We start from the raw sequence: 14,792 nt of genomic DNA on the forward strand, positions 1-14,792 counted from the left end.
AGGGCTCAAGGGCCCCTTCGCGGGCAAGCCCTGCTCCTACAAAGGTTCGTGTTTACCGAAACATTTGATTGCGTCATGAGGACACCCATATGCAAACCAAACTGCTGATCAACGGCCTGCTCGTCAACGGTGAAGGGCCGGCCCAATCCGTATTCAACCCGTCCCTGGGCCGGGTGCTGGTGGATATCCACGAAGCCAGCGAAGCCCAGGTCGACGCCGCCGTGCGCGCCGCCGCCAGCGCTTTCGAAAGCTGGTCGCAGACCGCGCCGAAAGACCGCTCCCTGCTGCTGCTGAAACTGGCCGACGCCATCGAGGCCCATGGTCCGGAGCTGGCGAAACTGGAATCGGACAACTGCGGCAAACCCCTGAGCGCCGCCCTCAACGACGAGATCCCGGCCATCGCCGACGTGTTCCGCTTCTTCGCCGGTGCCAGCCGCTGCATGAGCGGTTCGGCGGCGGGCGAATACCTGCCCGGCCACACCTCGATGATCCGCCGCGACCCGGTGGGCGTGATCGCCTCCATCGCGCCGTGGAACTACCCGCTGATGATGGTCGCCTGGAAAATCGCCCCGGCCCTGGCAGCCGGTAATACCGTGGTGCTCAAACCCTCGGAACAGACCCCGTTGACCGCCCTGCGCCTGGCCGAACTGGCGGCGCAGATCTTCCCCGCCGGCGTGCTCAACCTGGTCTTCGGCCGCGGCCCGACCGTGGGCAATCCGCTGGTGACCCATCCGCAAGTGCGCATGGTCTCGCTGACCGGTTCCATCGCCACCGGCTCGCACATCATTTCCAGCACCGCCGACAGCGTGAAGCGCATGCATATGGAACTGGGTGGCAAGGCCCCGGTGATCATCTTCGACGATGCCGATATCGACGCCGCCGTGGAGGGCATCCGCACCTTCGGTTTCTACAATGCCGGCCAGGACTGCACCGCAGCGTGTCGGATCTACGCCCAGGCGGGTATCTACGAGAAGTTTGTCGAGAAACTCGGCGCGGCGGTCAGCACCATCAAGTACGGCTTGCAGGACGATCCGGAAACCGAGCTGGGCCCGCTGATCACCGCGCAACACCGTGACCGCGTGGCCGGCTTTGTCGAGCGCGCACTGGCCCAGTCGCATATCCGCCTGGTCACCGGTGGCAAGACGGTGCCCGGCAATGGCTTCTTCTTCGAACCAACGGTCCTGGCCGATGCCCAGCAGGATGACGAAATCGTCCGCCGCGAGGTATTCGGGCCGGTGGTGTCGGTGACGAAGTTTTCCGATGAAGCCCAGGTACTGGGTTGGGCCAACGATTCGGATTACGGACTGGCATCGTCGGTATGGACCGCCGACGTCGGTCGCGCCCACCGTCTGGCGGCCCGTCTGCAGTACGGCTGCACCTGGGTCAACACCCACTTCATGCTGGTCAGCGAAATGCCCCATGGCGGGCAGAAACTGTCCGGTTATGGCAAGGACATGTCCATGTACGGGCTGGAAGACTACACCACCGTGCGCCATGTGATGTTCAAGCACTAAGTACCAACCCACCACAACAATACCGAACCGGGACGGGCCGTCATGGCCCGGCCACGGTTTCGGACACCTGAAATCTGTCGATTTTCCGGAGCAATACCGTCATGACTGCACAACCCCATCTCGGCGCAGCCGCCGACAGCGACGCCGAACAGCTGCGCAAACTGGGCTACACCTCGAACTTCAATCGCAGCATGAGCCTGTGGGAAAACTTCGCCCTGGGCTTTACCTATCTCTCGCCGGTGGTCGGCGTCTACACCCTGTTCGGCCTGTGCCTGGCCGCCGGTGGCCCGCCGATGTTCTGGGCCTATCTGCTGGTGGGCTGTGGACAACTGCTGGTGTGCCTGATCTTCGGTGAAGTGGTCTCGCAGTTCCCGATTTCCGGCGGCGTCTACCCGTGGGCCCGGCGCCTGGTGGGTAAACGCTGGGCGTGGATGGTCGGCTGGATCTACTCCATCGCCCTCTGTGTGACCATTGCCGCCGTAGCCGTGGGTGCCGGCCCTTACCTGGCGGCGATGCTCGGTTTCGAACCGAGCAACAATACCAATATCGTCATCGCCCTGGTGCTGACACTGTTCGCCACCCTGGTCAACCTCAGCGGTACCAAGGTCCTGGCGCGCATCGCCATGTTCGGCTTTCTCTGCGAACTGGTCGGCGCGGTGATCGTCGGCGTCTACCTGCTGGTGTTCGAGCGTCACCAGCCGATCAGCGTGCTGTTCAACACCTTCGATATCCGCGTCGACGGCTCCTACCTGCCGGCGTTCCTCACCGCGTCCCTGGCGGGCATGTTCCTCTACTACGGCTTCGAAGCCTGCGGCGATGTGGCCGAGGAAACCCCGAATCCGAGCAAGCAGATCCCGGTGGCCATGCGCATGACCATCTATATCGGCGGTATCGCGGCGATGTTCGCCTGCCTGGCGCTGATCCTCGCCGTGCCGGACATGCAGGCGGTGATCAATGGCACCGACAAGGACCCGGTGACCACCATCCTCAACAATGCCTTCGGCAGCGTCGGTTCGAAAGTGGTAATGGGCGTGGTGATGATTTCCTTCATCTCCTGCGTCATCAGCCTGCAAGCAGCCGCCAGTCGCCTGCTGTACTCCTACGCCCGGGATGAAATGGTTATCGGCAGCAGCCTGCTCAAACGGCTTTCGCCGACCACCCAGGTGCCGGTGGCGGCACTGTTCGTCTCCGGCGTCCTGCCGGCGCTGATCATCGCCCTCGGTTTCTTCCTGCAGGACGCGGTGGCGACCATCGTCAGCTTCGCCGCCATCGGCATCTACCTGGCCTTCCAGATGATCGTGCTGGCCGCCCTGTTCGCCCGGGCGCGCGGCTGGAAACCCAGCGGCAAGTTCACCCTGGGCGCCTGGGGCCTGCCGGTGAATATCGGTGCGCTGGTCTACGGCGTCGGCGCCATCGTCAACATGGCCTGGCCGCGCACCCCGGATGCGGCGTGGTACATCAACTACGCCATGGTCCTGAGCACCGCCATCGTCATCGGTCTCGGCCTGCTCTATATGTGGCTGGGCAAGCCTTATGACCGTGGCACTGCGCCGGCGGGCGATGCCTGGAAAATCGGTCGGTAACGGCAAGCGTTGGTAAGTAGCCAAAAACCCCTTGGGTGATCGGTCCTCCGACCACCCAGGACCAGTAAAGAAAAAATCAACAAATGATCTTTATATAGACCTTAAAGCCCATTTAAGATCTATATAAAGATCATTTATTGTTAAATCCGAGTAAATGTTCTAGGGTTAACGCTATCCATTCACTCCAGGCTTTACACCCCCGATGACCGTTCGCAGTTACTCCCCCGCCAGCCTTGATGCCCTGCAGGTCATGGGCCACGTCATCCGCCTCAAGCGCAAGGAGCGGGGACTGACGGTGCAGGCGCTCGCAGACAAGGCAGGCGTGTCGCGCGGAACGGTTCAGCGTATCGAACACGGTGATCCACGATGCGAAATCGGTGTGGTCTTCGAGCTGGCGACCCTCCTGGGCATCACACTGTTTTCCGATACGACCCCCTTGCCCCATCTGAACACCTACCTGGATGCCAAAATCGCCGTGCTACCGAAAAGGATTCGCACACCGACAAAAAAGGTAAGCAATGACTTCTAACACCGATCAATGCTTTGTCTGGCTGTGGCTGCCCGATGAAACAGAACCCGTGGTCGCGGGAAACCTGGTTCGTGATAAAAGTCGTTTCGTATTCGTGTACGGCAAAAGCTATCTGGCACGAAAAAACGCCATCGCGCTGAACCTGCGCGAACTGCCGCTGGGCACCGAGGTCATTGAGCCTATCGACTCCATGACCATGCCCAGTAGCATCCGTGATGGTTCACCAGACGCATGGGGGCGGCGAGTCATCATCAACCGGCTGTACGGCAAGCAAGGTGCAGCCGCTTATAACCAGGACCTGGATGAGCTTACCTACCTGATGGAGTCAGGCTCGGATCGTATCGGAGCTCTGGATTTCCAGACATCCGCCACCGAATTCGTCCCCAGAAACTCCAGATCGGCGACCCTGGATGAGCTGATGCAGGCAGCGGACCTGGTGGACAAGGGAGTGCCTTTACCCATCGATCTCGACCAGGCGCTCAACCACGGGACCTCCATCGGAGGTGCACGCCCCAAGGCACTGATCGAGAGCAACGGGCACAAGTACGTCGCAAAATTCTCAGCGTCAAACGATCAGATCAACGTCGTGAAATCAGAATTTATCGCCATGAAGTTGGCGTCCCTGACCGGTATGAATGTCGCACCCGTGCGGATGGAGCGGGTTCTGGGCAAGGACGTGTTGCTCATTGAGCGCTTTGACCGAACGGCTACGGAAAAAGGCTGGACGAGAAAAATAATGGCGTCGGCACTGACGCTGTTCGGGCTGGATGAAATGCTGGCACGCTACTGCAGCTATGAGCAATTGACAGACATCATCCGTGCCGACTTTACCGATCCGAAAGCCGATCTCAAGGAACTGTTCTCACGACTGGTCTTCAACATTCTGTGCAGCAATACCGACGATCATGGGCGTAATCATGCTGCATTTTTTGATGGAAAAGCTTATCAACTGACGCCGGCCTACGATATCTGCCCACAGATGCGTTCGGGAACCGAGGCCACACAGGCCATGCTGATACTGGGCAACAATAACCAGAGTCGACTCTCCATTTGCCTTGCCGCACGGGAAAAGTTTCTACTCGAAGAAGCCCAGGCACTGGAGATCATCGAACAGCAGTTGGAAGCGATAGCCATCTATTGGTCGAGTGTCTGCGCCGAATCGGGTATCAGTGAGATCGACCTTCAAGTCCTGAAAAGCCGACAGATGCTGAATCCTTATGCTTTTGAAGGGCTGTCCGGGAATGCCGAACGCGTGGCCAATCAAGCAGAACGTATTCGCCGCTCGCTCTAGCGCTGATCCAACACCTCGCCAAAATGCCCCATATAACGATCATAAAATCACTTTATGATCGCTATATAGATCATTTATGAAAAATAAATCGCACTTAGAACAAATCGATTCAGAGTAATGACGGCACGCTCAGCTCAAAACCGCGAAACGCCCTCCATCACATTCAACAGGCAGCCCAGCGCATTGCGGTCCTCTTCCGACAACGCGCGATAACGCGCCACCAGTTGCAGTTCCTCATCGCTGAGCTTGCGCACCCTGGGTCTGGGCGCGGCCCTGAAGGTCCAGAGAAACAGCATGAAACCGAAGATACTTCGCTGCTTTGACATGGACGCCTTCCCTCTGTGACAGGACCGGAATCGCCTGGAAAAACCGCCTCAGACTTAGCCTAAGGGTAGGAACAATCCGAATTCACCTAAGATCATTTCGAAATTTCCAGAAGGAAAATCTCCTTAACTGTGCAGGGCAGCCCCACTGGTATCCCGATGATGACAGGTGAATATCCTCCGAGCGGGCTCATTCATACCGCACCACCTCAAATGCTTCCTCCACTGCCGGCGCTTCGAAATAGCGGGAAATCACCTCGAACTCGGCCTCGGTGGTCTTGAACGGGTGATCGCCCATTTCATTGCGGACCTTCAGGCGCGCCTTGCACACGTCATCGCCCACATCGAGAAAATGCAGCCGATGGGCAACGCCCGCGCGCTCAAAGACCGACCGGGCCCAAAGCCGGCTGGCCACGGTATTGGACGGAAAATCGAGCACCACCGAGATCCCCGCTTTCAATAGTGCAACGAGATGCTCGGCCAAGGCCCCGCGCAAGCGGGTGGCGCAGCGCACATAATCGGTGATCTCGCTGATTTCTCCCGGATACAGCCGCGCGAGCCAGACGTCCTCGCTGATCAACACCGTCGAGGGTGTCGCTGCCAGATGTTGCGCCAGCGTCGATTTGCCTGAACCGATCTTTCCACAGACCAGGTGCAGGGTCGGAACAGTATCGCCAGGGCCAGGGGTTTCAGGTTGCGACATTTCAATCTCCTTTTGACGTCCAGTAACCCAGAGAAGCGGCCAGAAAAAACCCGCCTCGGTGGGCGGGTTTCGGGTGTTTTCAGAACACGCGTCAGCCCACCCTCGGATCGAGGGTGGGAATAATCGAGATGTTCAGATGTGAGTTCATGAAACCGACCTTATTCGCTCAAACGCCTTACGGCAAGCTTCCAACCCTCAATCACGCAAATCCGACTCATGAATCGGCTGATCGCGATGGGTCGCACGCTGATACTGCGCCGGCCAGATCGCCTTGCGCCCTCCCAGGTCATCGTCGGCATGCAGCGGCCAGTAAGGGTCGCGCAACAACTCACGGGCCAACAGGATCATATCCGCCTGGCCGGTGCGCAGGATATGCTCGGCCTGGGCCGGTTCGGTAATCAATCCGACGGTACCGGTGGCGATATCGGACTCCTTGCGTACGCGCTCGGCAAAACGGGTCTGATAACCGGGGCCCGTGGGGATTTCCGCATTGGCAGCGGTGCCGCCCGAAGACACGTCGATCAGGTCGACACCCAAGGCTTTCAGACGCCGCGCCAACTCCACCGTTTCGTCCGGATTCCAACCGTCTTCCACCCAATCGGTCGCCGACACCCGCACAAACAGCGGCAACTCGTCAGGCCAGACCGCCCGCACCGCTTCGGTTACCTGCAACACCAGACGAATCCGGTTTTCGAACGAACCGCCGTATTGGTCACGGCGCTGATTGCTCAAGGGCGATAGAAACTGGTGCAGCAGATAACCATGGGCCGCATGCACTTCGACCACTTTGAAACCAGCAATCAGTGCCCGCTTGGCCGCCGCGACAAACGCCTGGATCACCTCGGCGATCTGGCTCTCGTCCAGGGAGGTGGGCGATGTGTGCTGCGGATCGAAGGCAATCGACGAAGGGCCGACCGGGGTCCAGCCACCGTCCTCGGGCTTGACGCTGCCATGCTTGCCCAGCCAGGGTCGATGGGTGCTGGCCTTGCGCCCGGCATGGGCCAGCTGGATGCCCGCCACCGCGCCCTGGGCGGTGATAAACCGGGTGATGCGTTGCAGCGGTTCGATCTGTTCGTCGTTCCACAGGCCCAGGTCCTGGGCGGTGATCCGGCCATCGGCGGTGACCGCGGTGGCTTCGGTGAAAATCAGCCCGGCCCCGCCCACCGCCCGACTGCCCAGGTGGACGAGATGCCAATCGTTGGCGAGGCCGTCGACACTGGAGTACTGGCACATAGGCGAGACCGCGATGCGGTTGAGCAGGGTCAATTGGCGAAGGGTATAGGGTTCGAGCAGCAGACTCATGGGGCACCTCTCAAATCAAGTGGGCTGGCTCCAGGGTTCTGTTAGAACGTCGGCAAGTGACAAGAGTGGTGGAGAACCGCCCCCCAGCGGGTAAAAAACAGGACGACGTCACAAGACCATTCAGACAGTGCTTACAGACTAGTCGACAACGGCACAGGCGGGAGGGTTCAGCGGATTTAAACCGGCTGAATCGCCTGTAACCTGCCCTCATAACATCAATCAACACGGTCCCTGCAGGAGCCGGCTTGCCAGCGATGGCGTCCGGGCAGGCGATGCAAGACCCAAAGGCCTCATCGCCGGCAAGCCGGCTCCCACGGAAGACGGACCGCATCCCCTCAACAGGTCTCAGCGCGGCTCGATATGGGCAATCATCAACTGCACGCTTTCCTTGCCACGGAACTCGTTGAGGTCGAGCTTGTAGGCCAGCTCCACCCAGTCGACCCGCGCGTTGGTCCACAGCTCCGGATCGATACCGAAGGCAATACCATCAAGCTTCAGCGAACCGCATTCGCTTTTCAGCACCACCTTCAGATGCCGCTCGCCGACGATGCGTTTTTCCACCAGTTGGAACACACCATGGAACAGCGGCTCGGGGAAATGCTGGCCCCAGGGACCGGCATTGCGCAGCGCCCGGGCCAGTTCCAGGTTGAACTCCTCGATGGCCAGCGAACCATCGGTCTGCAGGCGTCCGGTCAGGTCGTCTTCCGACAGCTGACGGCGCACTTCGGCGTCGAAGGCTTCGGCAAACAACGGGAAATTTTCCTGGGGCAGGCTCAGACCCGCCGCCATGGCGTGACCGCCGTACTTGCCCATCAGCTCCGGGTATTGCGCCGCCACCACGCTCAAGGCATCGCGAATATGGAATCCCGGCACCGAACGGCCGGAGCCCTTGAGCATGCCATCGCCCGCATCGGCAAAGGCGATGGTCGGACGGTGATAACGCTCTTTCATTCGCGAGGCGAGGATACCGATCACCCCCTGGTGCCAGTCCGGCTCGAACAGGCACAGGCCGAACGGCATCGACTCCAGCGGCAGGTCCTTGAGCTGGGCCAGCGCTTCGCGCTGCATGCCCTGTTCGATGGACTTGCGGTCCTTGTTCATCTCATCGAGCTGGCTGGCCATTTCCAGGGCCAGGGCCGGGTCCTCGCAGAGCAGGCATTCGATGCCCAGGCTCATGTCGTCCAGGCGCCCCGCCGCATTCAGACGCGGGCCGAGGATAAACCCCAGGTCGGTGGAGGTCAGCCGTGAATGGTCGCGCTTGGCCACCTCCAGGATCGCCTTGAGCCCCGGCCGCGCACGCCCGGCGCGAATCCGCTCGAGGCCCTGGTGCACCAGGATGCGGTTGTTGGCATCCAACGGTACCACGTCGGCGACGCTGCCCAGCGCCACCAGGTCGAGCAGTTCGCCGATATTTGGCTGCGGCGCGCTGGCGTACCAACCCAGGCTGCGCAAACGCGCACGCAAGGCCATCAGCACGTAGAAAATCACCCCGACGCCGGCCAGGGCCTTGCTCGGAAACTCGCAGCCCGGCTGGTTGGGGTTGACGATGGCATCGGCCGCCGGCAATTCGCTGCCGGGCAAGTGGTGGTCGGTGACCAGCACCTGAAGCCCCGCCGCCTTCGCCGCCTGCACACCCTCGATGCTGGAAATGCCGTTGTCCACGGTGATCAGCAATTGCGGCTCGCGCTGCAAGGCCACGGCGACAATTTCCGGAGTCAGGCCATAGCCGTATTCAAAGCGGTTCGGCACCAGATAGTCGACATGGGCCGCGCCCAGCAGGCGCAGGCCCAATACCCCGACCGTGCTGGCGGTGGCGCCGTCGGCATCGAAGTCGCCGACGATAAGGATGCGCTGACGCTGCTCCAGTGCAGTCACCAGCAGGTCCACCGCCGCGTCGATGCCCTTGAGTTGCTGGAAGGGAATCAGCCGCGCCAGGCTCTTGTCCAACTCGTCCTCGGATACCACGCCACGCGCGGCGTACAGGCGGGTCAACAACGGCGGCAGATCACCGAGAAACGGCAGTGTGGCGGGCAGCGGGCGGGGTTCGATACGCATGGGAATAATTAACCGCGCTCGCCCATCAGCCATTCCAGCTGGACTTCATGCTGGCCACGATCGTCGGTGACGAAGATCGTGCCTTCGCTGATCATCACGTCCCACTTGATCACCCGCGGCATGTCCTTGGCCAGGGTCTCGAGGATTTCCTGGGGCACGGCGGCGATATTCACGTTCTTCAGGTTCTTCACCGCGTCGACCACCTTGGTCTGCCAGACCCGCAGGCTGCCGTAGGCCAACAGGCTGGTACGCTCGGTACGACGGGAGCACCAGGTCAGGCGATCGGCGTCCGGCTGGCCGACTTCGATCCAATGCAGTACACGATCATCCAGGCTCTTTTCCCACAGTGCCGGCTCATCCACTTCCGACAGACCCCGACCAAAGGACAGCTGCTCGTTGTACCAGAAGGCGTAGGCCAGCAGACGCACGGTCATGCGTTCCTCGGTTTCCGACGGGTGGCGGGCGATGGTCTGGTTGACGCTCTCATAGACCCCGCGATCCAGGTCGGTGAGGTTCAGGTTGAATTTGTAGGTCGTGGACGGCTGGGCCATGAACAGGGCTTCTAAGGACGAGGAAAGGCGGCCAGTCTAACCGATACGCAGGGCAAGCAACGACTGCTCGCAGTTATGCGGATGGCGCCAGCCATGATAAAAGGCTCTATTGCCCCGTGTTGTCCTACAGGATCTACCATGCCGCTCACCGCCAAACCCCTTTCCGGCCTGAAGGTCATTGAGCTCGGTACCCTGATCGCCGGCCCTTTCGCCTCCCGCATCTGCGCCGAATTCGGCGCCCAGGTGATCAAGGTCGAATCGCCGGACGGCGGCGACCCGCTGCGCAAATGGCGCAAGCTCTACGAGGGCACCTCGCTGTGGTGGTTTGTCCAGGCGCGCAACAAACAATCCCTGACCCTGAACCTGAAACACCCGGACGGCCTGGCCATCCTCAAGCAGTTGCTGAGCGACGCGGACATCCTGATCGAGAACTTCCGCCCCGGCGTGCTGGAAAAGCTCGGTCTCGGCTGGGAAACCCTGCATGCGCTGAACCCGAAACTGGTGATGGTGCGCCTGTCGGGCTTCGGCCAGACCGGACCGATGAAGGATCAACCGGGCTTCGGCGCGGTCGGTGAGTCCATGGGCGGCTTGCGCTACATCACCGGCTTCGAGGACCGCCCACCGGTGCGCACCGGGATTTCCATCGGTGACTCAATTGCCGCGCTCTGGGGCGTGATCGGCGCGCTCATGGCCCTGCGTCATCGCGAAGTCAACGGCGGCAATGGCCAGGTGGTGGACGTGGCCTTGTACGAGGCGATCTTCGCCATGATGGAAAGCATGGTCCCGGAGTTCGATGTGTTCGGCTTTATCCGCGAGCGCACCGGCAACATCATGCCGGGGATCACGCCCTCTTCGATCCACACCACGGCCGATGGCAAGCATGTGCAGATCGGCGCCAATGGCGATGCGATCTTCAAGCGCTTCATGCAGGCCATCGGCCGCAACGACCTGGCGGACGACCCGGTACTGACCAGCAATGATGGCCGCGACAGCCGGCGTGACGAACTCTATGGCGTGATCGATCGCTGGGTGAACAGCCAATCGCTGGACGCGGTGCTCGCCACCCTGAACCAGGCCGAGGTGCCGGCCAGCCGGATCTACAGCGCCGAAGACATGTTCAGCGACCCGCAGTTTCTCGCCCGGGAAATGTTTATCCAGGCCAAGCTGCCCGACGGCAAGGCTTTCAAGATGCCGGGGATAGTGCCAAAACTGTCGGAGACCCCGGGCTCCAGCGAATGGGTAGGACCGGAACTGGGCGAGCACAACACCCCGATATTGGCTAGCCTCGGTTATGACGCCGCGCAGATTGCCCGCTTGCGCGATAGCGGCGCTATCTAGGGTGCCGTGGTGGCAAGACTTTGACCTGACTGCGCAGAAGGTATGGACCTCATGAGTCCTCGATTTCTCTGGCAACACGTGCTCTGTCGACGACCAGCCCTCGCCCTGCTGGCGGCGCTCGCCTGCGCCCTGCCGAGCGTTGCCGAGGCCAAGGACACGCTGATCTGGTTGCTGCGGGACCTGCCGCCACTGACCATTTTCGACGGCCCGCAAAAAGGCCTGGGCGCCATCGATCAGCTGCGCCAGCTGTTGACCGCCGCCATGCCCGAGTACGAGTACACATCCTTCCGGGTCAACCGCGCGCGGGCCATGCAGATGCTCGCCGAGCCTTCGTTCACCTGCGACCCGGTCCTGCTCTGGACCGCGGAGCGAACCAAGAAAATTGTCTTCTCGATTCCCAGCCTCGGCCTGGCCAGCAACGGGCTGGTGGTACGCCAGGAGGACCGTCGGCTGATCGAGCCGTTTGTCCAGGACGGTGAGGTCGACCTCGCCGCCCTGCTGGCCAGCGATCAGCTCAAACTGGGGATTGTCGCTGGACGCAGCTACGGCCAGTCGATCGACGATCTGTTGCAACGGACAGCCGCGACCCACCTGACGCCGCATTTCGGCAACGATGCCCTCGGCAACCTGTTGCAAATGCAGCGTCTCGGACGCTTGACCGCGCTACTCGGCTACTGGCCGGAAGTCCGCTACCTGGCCCAGCAACAAGGTATCGCCACCGAGAGCCTGGCGTTCTATCGGCTCAAGGGCACCGCCAAGTACCAGTTCATTCGCGTCGGTTGCTCGGACACGGAGCAGGGGCGCACGGCTGTCGCGCACATCAACCAGATCCTGCGTGAAGTGCGCCAGCATCAGTTGCTCGATTTCTATGTGCAATGGCTCGACCCGCAACAACGGGACAGCTATCGGGAAGACGCCAGGCAGTTTTTCCTGGCGCCTGAGGACCAGTGACAAACGCCAGACAAAAGAAACCCCGAGAAGTGGGGAAACGACTCGGGGTTAAACGTGGCCTACAAAGACCAGTACGACAAGCTACAAGCACCGGAGCACAATGCCTGATCCTGCCGTTATAAATCTGACACCCCTTTCGGAAAAAAGGTTCCCCAAAAAATTCTACACTCGAGCCGAGCGGAACATCTTGTCCTCAGCCGCATGACGCAAGGCCGCGATCACGCAGGGTTCCAGGCGTCCTTCGGCAATGCGCAGGTCGCGATGCAGCCCATCGACCACATCGGTCAACAAACGCTTGTCGTTGAGTTGCGCCTGGCTGATTTCACGGGTCAGCAGGATCAGGCCGGCGCGACTGTTCACCGTCAGCAGACACTCACCGTGACTGCCCGAGGGCGTCAGGGTGACGGGATAAGGACTCAATGCTTCATTCAGCAACAGACTGATACTTTCCATCTCGATCACCACTCAATAGTCAAAACCCGACAGGTCAAAAACAAGGGGGCTGGAGTCAAAGACCGCCAGTCAGAGAAGAAAGTTCGTCAAGCCAGCTAACCTGATATCGGTAGAAGCCGCGCCTCAAGACGCTGCGTCTACCGTTCCATTGCGAGCATGAACGAGAAAGATGACAGAGAGAAAACAACGAAATTCAGCGTCCCCGCCGCCTTTGCGCATCATCCTGGCAGACGATCATCCGATTTTCCTGATCGGCCTGCGCGCCGTCCTCGAACGCGATCCCGGACTGAGTGTGGTCGGCGAGGCCAGCTCGCCAGAGGATCTTCTGGAGCTTCTGCAACGTTGTACCTGCGAGGTACTGGTCACCGACTTCATGATGCCGGTCGAACAGCAGAGCGACGGCCTGCGCATGCTTGAAAGCGTGACTCGGCAACACCCGCAACTGCCGGTCGTGGTGGTGACCATGCTCAACAACGCCGGGCTGTTCCGCTCCATTCTCGATCTCGGGGTCATGGGACTGCTGAGCAAGGCCAGCCTGGCCGCCGAGCTGCCGGAGGCCATCGCCCAGGTCCGCCACCGACGGCCCTATGTGGCCAACTCGATTCGCCAGACCCTGGCGCTGGCCGGCGAGGTCGGCGAACACCGCCTGGGCGACCAGGAGCAACTTTCACCCCGGGAGCTGGAGGTGACACGCCTGCTGGCGGCCGGGCGCACCGTCGGTGAAATCGCCACGCAGTTGTGTCGCAGCAAGCAGACGGTGAGTGCGCAGAAGGTCAGCGCCATGCGCAAGCTCGGCCTGTCCAACGATGCGGCGTTGTTTCTCTACCTGCAGGAACATGGCCTGGCCTGAGTGGGTCGGACGCTACAGATTGACGCTGTGCAGGGCGGCGTGTTTCAAAGGCCCGGCCAAGGGGTAAACCGGGCCGAACCCCGCCACTTCAAGCCAGGACAAGAGTTCGGCGCGGCTCATGGACACGGCGACGAAGTCCCCCTGAATCAGCGAGTCGCCCAGGGCCATGACGGCCTGGTAGTCGCTTTCGCTCTCGATCCCGCTGAGCACCACCTGCAAGTTCATGCCCCGCGCCATGCGCAAGGCTCCGGCGACAATCGCCGACTTGCGTGAATCCGCGGCCATCCCGACCACGAAGGGCGCGGTGATCTTCAGTTCGGTGAAAGGCAGTTCGAGCAGGCGCTGCAGGCTGCCGCCGCCCATGCCGAAATCGCCGACGGACAGCTGGCAGCCCAGCATGCGCAACCTCAGCAAGCCTTCAGTCAGCGCAACGCTGCTGCTGGACTCGGCGCTTTCCAGTACCTCAAGGGTCAAGCGCTCGGCGGGTAACTCGAAGCGCTCCAGCAAGGCCTTCAGCCGCTCGGCGAAGTCCAGTTGCTCCAGCAGGCTCCCCGGAATACTCACCGCCACCGGCAAGGCCTCATCCGTGGCGAAACGTACCTCGGCCGACAGGCTCACCGCCAACTCCAGCACCTGCCAGATCAGCGGCTGCGCCAGCCCCGCGTACTCCAGTACCGGCATGAAACTGCCAGGCAGCAACAGGCCTTGCTCCGGATGCTGCCAGCGCGGCAACACCTCGACCCCGGCGACTCGACCGTCATGGGTCAGCTTGGGCTGAAAGTGCGCGGTCGCGTATTTTTCGACAGCCGAAGCCCCGGCGCAGGCCTGGAGTTCGTGCAGCGACAGCAACTCGCAGACCTGGGCCAGCGGCAGGCCAGGGCGCTGCCGGGCGAAACGTTGCTGGTAGCTTGCCAGCAAGTCCGCCAGGGCCGCGGCCGACGCCGGTTTGCGCAGGCAGCCGAGGACATGCAGCCCCTGCTGGCGTGCCATATGCGCAGCCCCCTCGAGCACCTCCTGCTCGGCACTGCTGAGAATGATCAGTGCCTGCGCTTCCCGCTCCTCAGCCAGGGAACGAATCAACTCCAGGCCGTCACCCGCCTCCAGTTGCAGGTCGCAGATGGCCACATCGATAGGGCCGCGATTGGCCAACGACTGGCGTGCACTCTCGACGTTTTCCGCCGTCAGCACATCAAAGACGCCGGTGGCATTGAGCATCTGGTGCAGGGCCATCAGTTGAAAAGAGTTGTCTTCAAGAATCAGGACTTTGAGTGCGCGCATCGAGGGGCTCCGCAAAATAAGGCGGTCGTGGTCCGCAATGACCCTCGACTTTAATCAACCGCCCACCCGCA

General features: G+C 61.2%; 14 protein-coding genes. 7 read left to right on the forward strand and 7 right to left on the reverse strand.

Annotation, left to right across the window (positions count from 1 at the left end):
* The first annotated feature begins 89 nt into the window (after positions 1-89).
* The 4 genes from M5B42_RS05475 to M5B42_RS05490 all read left to right on the forward strand — a co-directional run bounded on the left by M5B42_RS05475 (position 90) and on the right by M5B42_RS05490 (position 4,917).
* Positions 90-1,514, forward strand: coding sequence for a gamma-aminobutyraldehyde dehydrogenase (locus tag M5B42_RS05475; RefSeq protein WP_248745217.1), 1,425 nt, complete (start codon positions 90-92; stop codon positions 1,512-1,514).
* Positions 1,515-1,615: 101 nt separating this feature from the next.
* Positions 1,616-3,097, forward strand: coding sequence for an amino acid permease (locus M5B42_RS05480; RefSeq protein ID WP_103494924.1), 1,482 nt, complete (start codon positions 1,616-1,618; stop codon positions 3,095-3,097).
* A gap of 202 nt (positions 3,098-3,299) precedes the next feature.
* Positions 3,300-3,626, forward strand: a complete 327-nt coding sequence (locus tag M5B42_RS05485; protein WP_103494923.1) for a helix-turn-helix transcriptional regulator — start codon at positions 3,300-3,302, stop codon at positions 3,624-3,626.
* Positions 3,616-4,917, forward strand: a complete 1,302-nt coding sequence (locus M5B42_RS05490; protein WP_248745218.1) for a HipA domain-containing protein — start codon at positions 3,616-3,618, stop codon at positions 4,915-4,917. Before M5B42_RS05485 ends, M5B42_RS05490 begins: the two co-directional genes overlap by 11 nt.
* A gap of 134 nt (positions 4,918-5,051) precedes the next feature.
* On the opposite strand, the gene M5B42_RS05495 is transcribed toward M5B42_RS05490, so the two are convergent.
* The 5 genes from M5B42_RS05495 to M5B42_RS05515 form a co-directional block, all read right to left on the reverse strand.
* Complete coding sequence (locus M5B42_RS05495) at positions 5,052-5,243, reverse strand: hypothetical protein (RefSeq protein WP_103494921.1); 192 nt, start codon at positions 5,241-5,243, stop codon at positions 5,052-5,054.
* A 187-nt stretch (positions 5,244-5,430) separates the two neighbouring features.
* A complete protein-coding gene (locus M5B42_RS05500) occupies positions 5,431-5,943 on the reverse strand; it encodes an ATP-binding protein (RefSeq protein ID WP_152740185.1) in 513 nt (170 codons plus the stop codon).
* A 195-nt stretch (positions 5,944-6,138) separates the two neighbouring features.
* Entirely contained in the window at positions 6,139-7,245 is a 1,107-nt protein-coding gene (locus tag M5B42_RS05505; RefSeq protein ID WP_103494919.1) for an NADH:flavin oxidoreductase/NADH oxidase, read from the reverse strand.
* A 345-nt stretch (positions 7,246-7,590) separates the two neighbouring features.
* Positions 7,591-9,300, reverse strand: a complete 1,710-nt coding sequence (gene recJ / locus M5B42_RS05510) for a single-stranded-DNA-specific exonuclease RecJ (protein ID WP_103494918.1) — start codon at positions 9,298-9,300, stop codon at positions 7,591-7,593.
* Between the two features lie 8 nt (positions 9,301-9,308).
* Positions 9,309-9,851, reverse strand: a complete 543-nt coding sequence (locus M5B42_RS05515; protein WP_100944687.1) for a YaeQ family protein — start codon at positions 9,849-9,851, stop codon at positions 9,309-9,311.
* A gap of 138 nt (positions 9,852-9,989) precedes the next feature.
* On the opposite strand from M5B42_RS05515, the gene M5B42_RS05520 reads away from it, so the two are divergent.
* Entirely contained in the window at positions 9,990-11,189 is a 1,200-nt protein-coding gene (locus M5B42_RS05520) for a CaiB/BaiF CoA-transferase family protein (RefSeq protein ID WP_177099719.1), read from the forward strand.
* A 51-nt stretch (positions 11,190-11,240) separates the two neighbouring features.
* Complete coding sequence (locus M5B42_RS05525; protein ID WP_103494916.1) at positions 11,241-12,140, forward strand: TIGR02285 family protein; 900 nt, start codon at positions 11,241-11,243, stop codon at positions 12,138-12,140.
* A 162-nt stretch (positions 12,141-12,302) separates the two neighbouring features.
* On the opposite strand, the gene M5B42_RS05530 is transcribed toward M5B42_RS05525, so the two are convergent.
* A complete protein-coding gene (locus M5B42_RS05530; protein WP_248745219.1) occupies positions 12,303-12,593 on the reverse strand; it encodes a DUF3509 domain-containing protein in 291 nt (96 codons plus the stop codon).
* A 169-nt stretch (positions 12,594-12,762) separates the two neighbouring features.
* On the opposite strand from M5B42_RS05530, the gene M5B42_RS05535 reads away from it, so the two are divergent.
* Entirely contained in the window at positions 12,763-13,443 is a 681-nt protein-coding gene (locus tag M5B42_RS05535) for a response regulator transcription factor (RefSeq protein WP_152740183.1), read from the forward strand.
* A gap of 12 nt (positions 13,444-13,455) precedes the next feature.
* On the opposite strand, the gene M5B42_RS05540 is transcribed toward M5B42_RS05535, so the two are convergent.
* Positions 13,456-14,721 carry an EAL domain-containing response regulator gene (locus tag M5B42_RS05540; protein WP_248745220.1) on the reverse strand — a complete coding sequence of 422 codons (1,266 nt, stop codon included), beginning with the start codon at positions 14,719-14,721 and terminating at the stop codon, positions 13,456-13,458.
* Positions 14,722-14,792: the final 71 nt, after the last annotated feature.

Origin of the sequence: Pseudomonas sp. MWU12-2037, from assembly GCF_023242345.1 — a bacterium.
Taxonomy (GTDB): Bacteria; Pseudomonadota; Gammaproteobacteria; order Pseudomonadales; family Pseudomonadaceae; genus Aquipseudomonas; species Aquipseudomonas gingeri_D.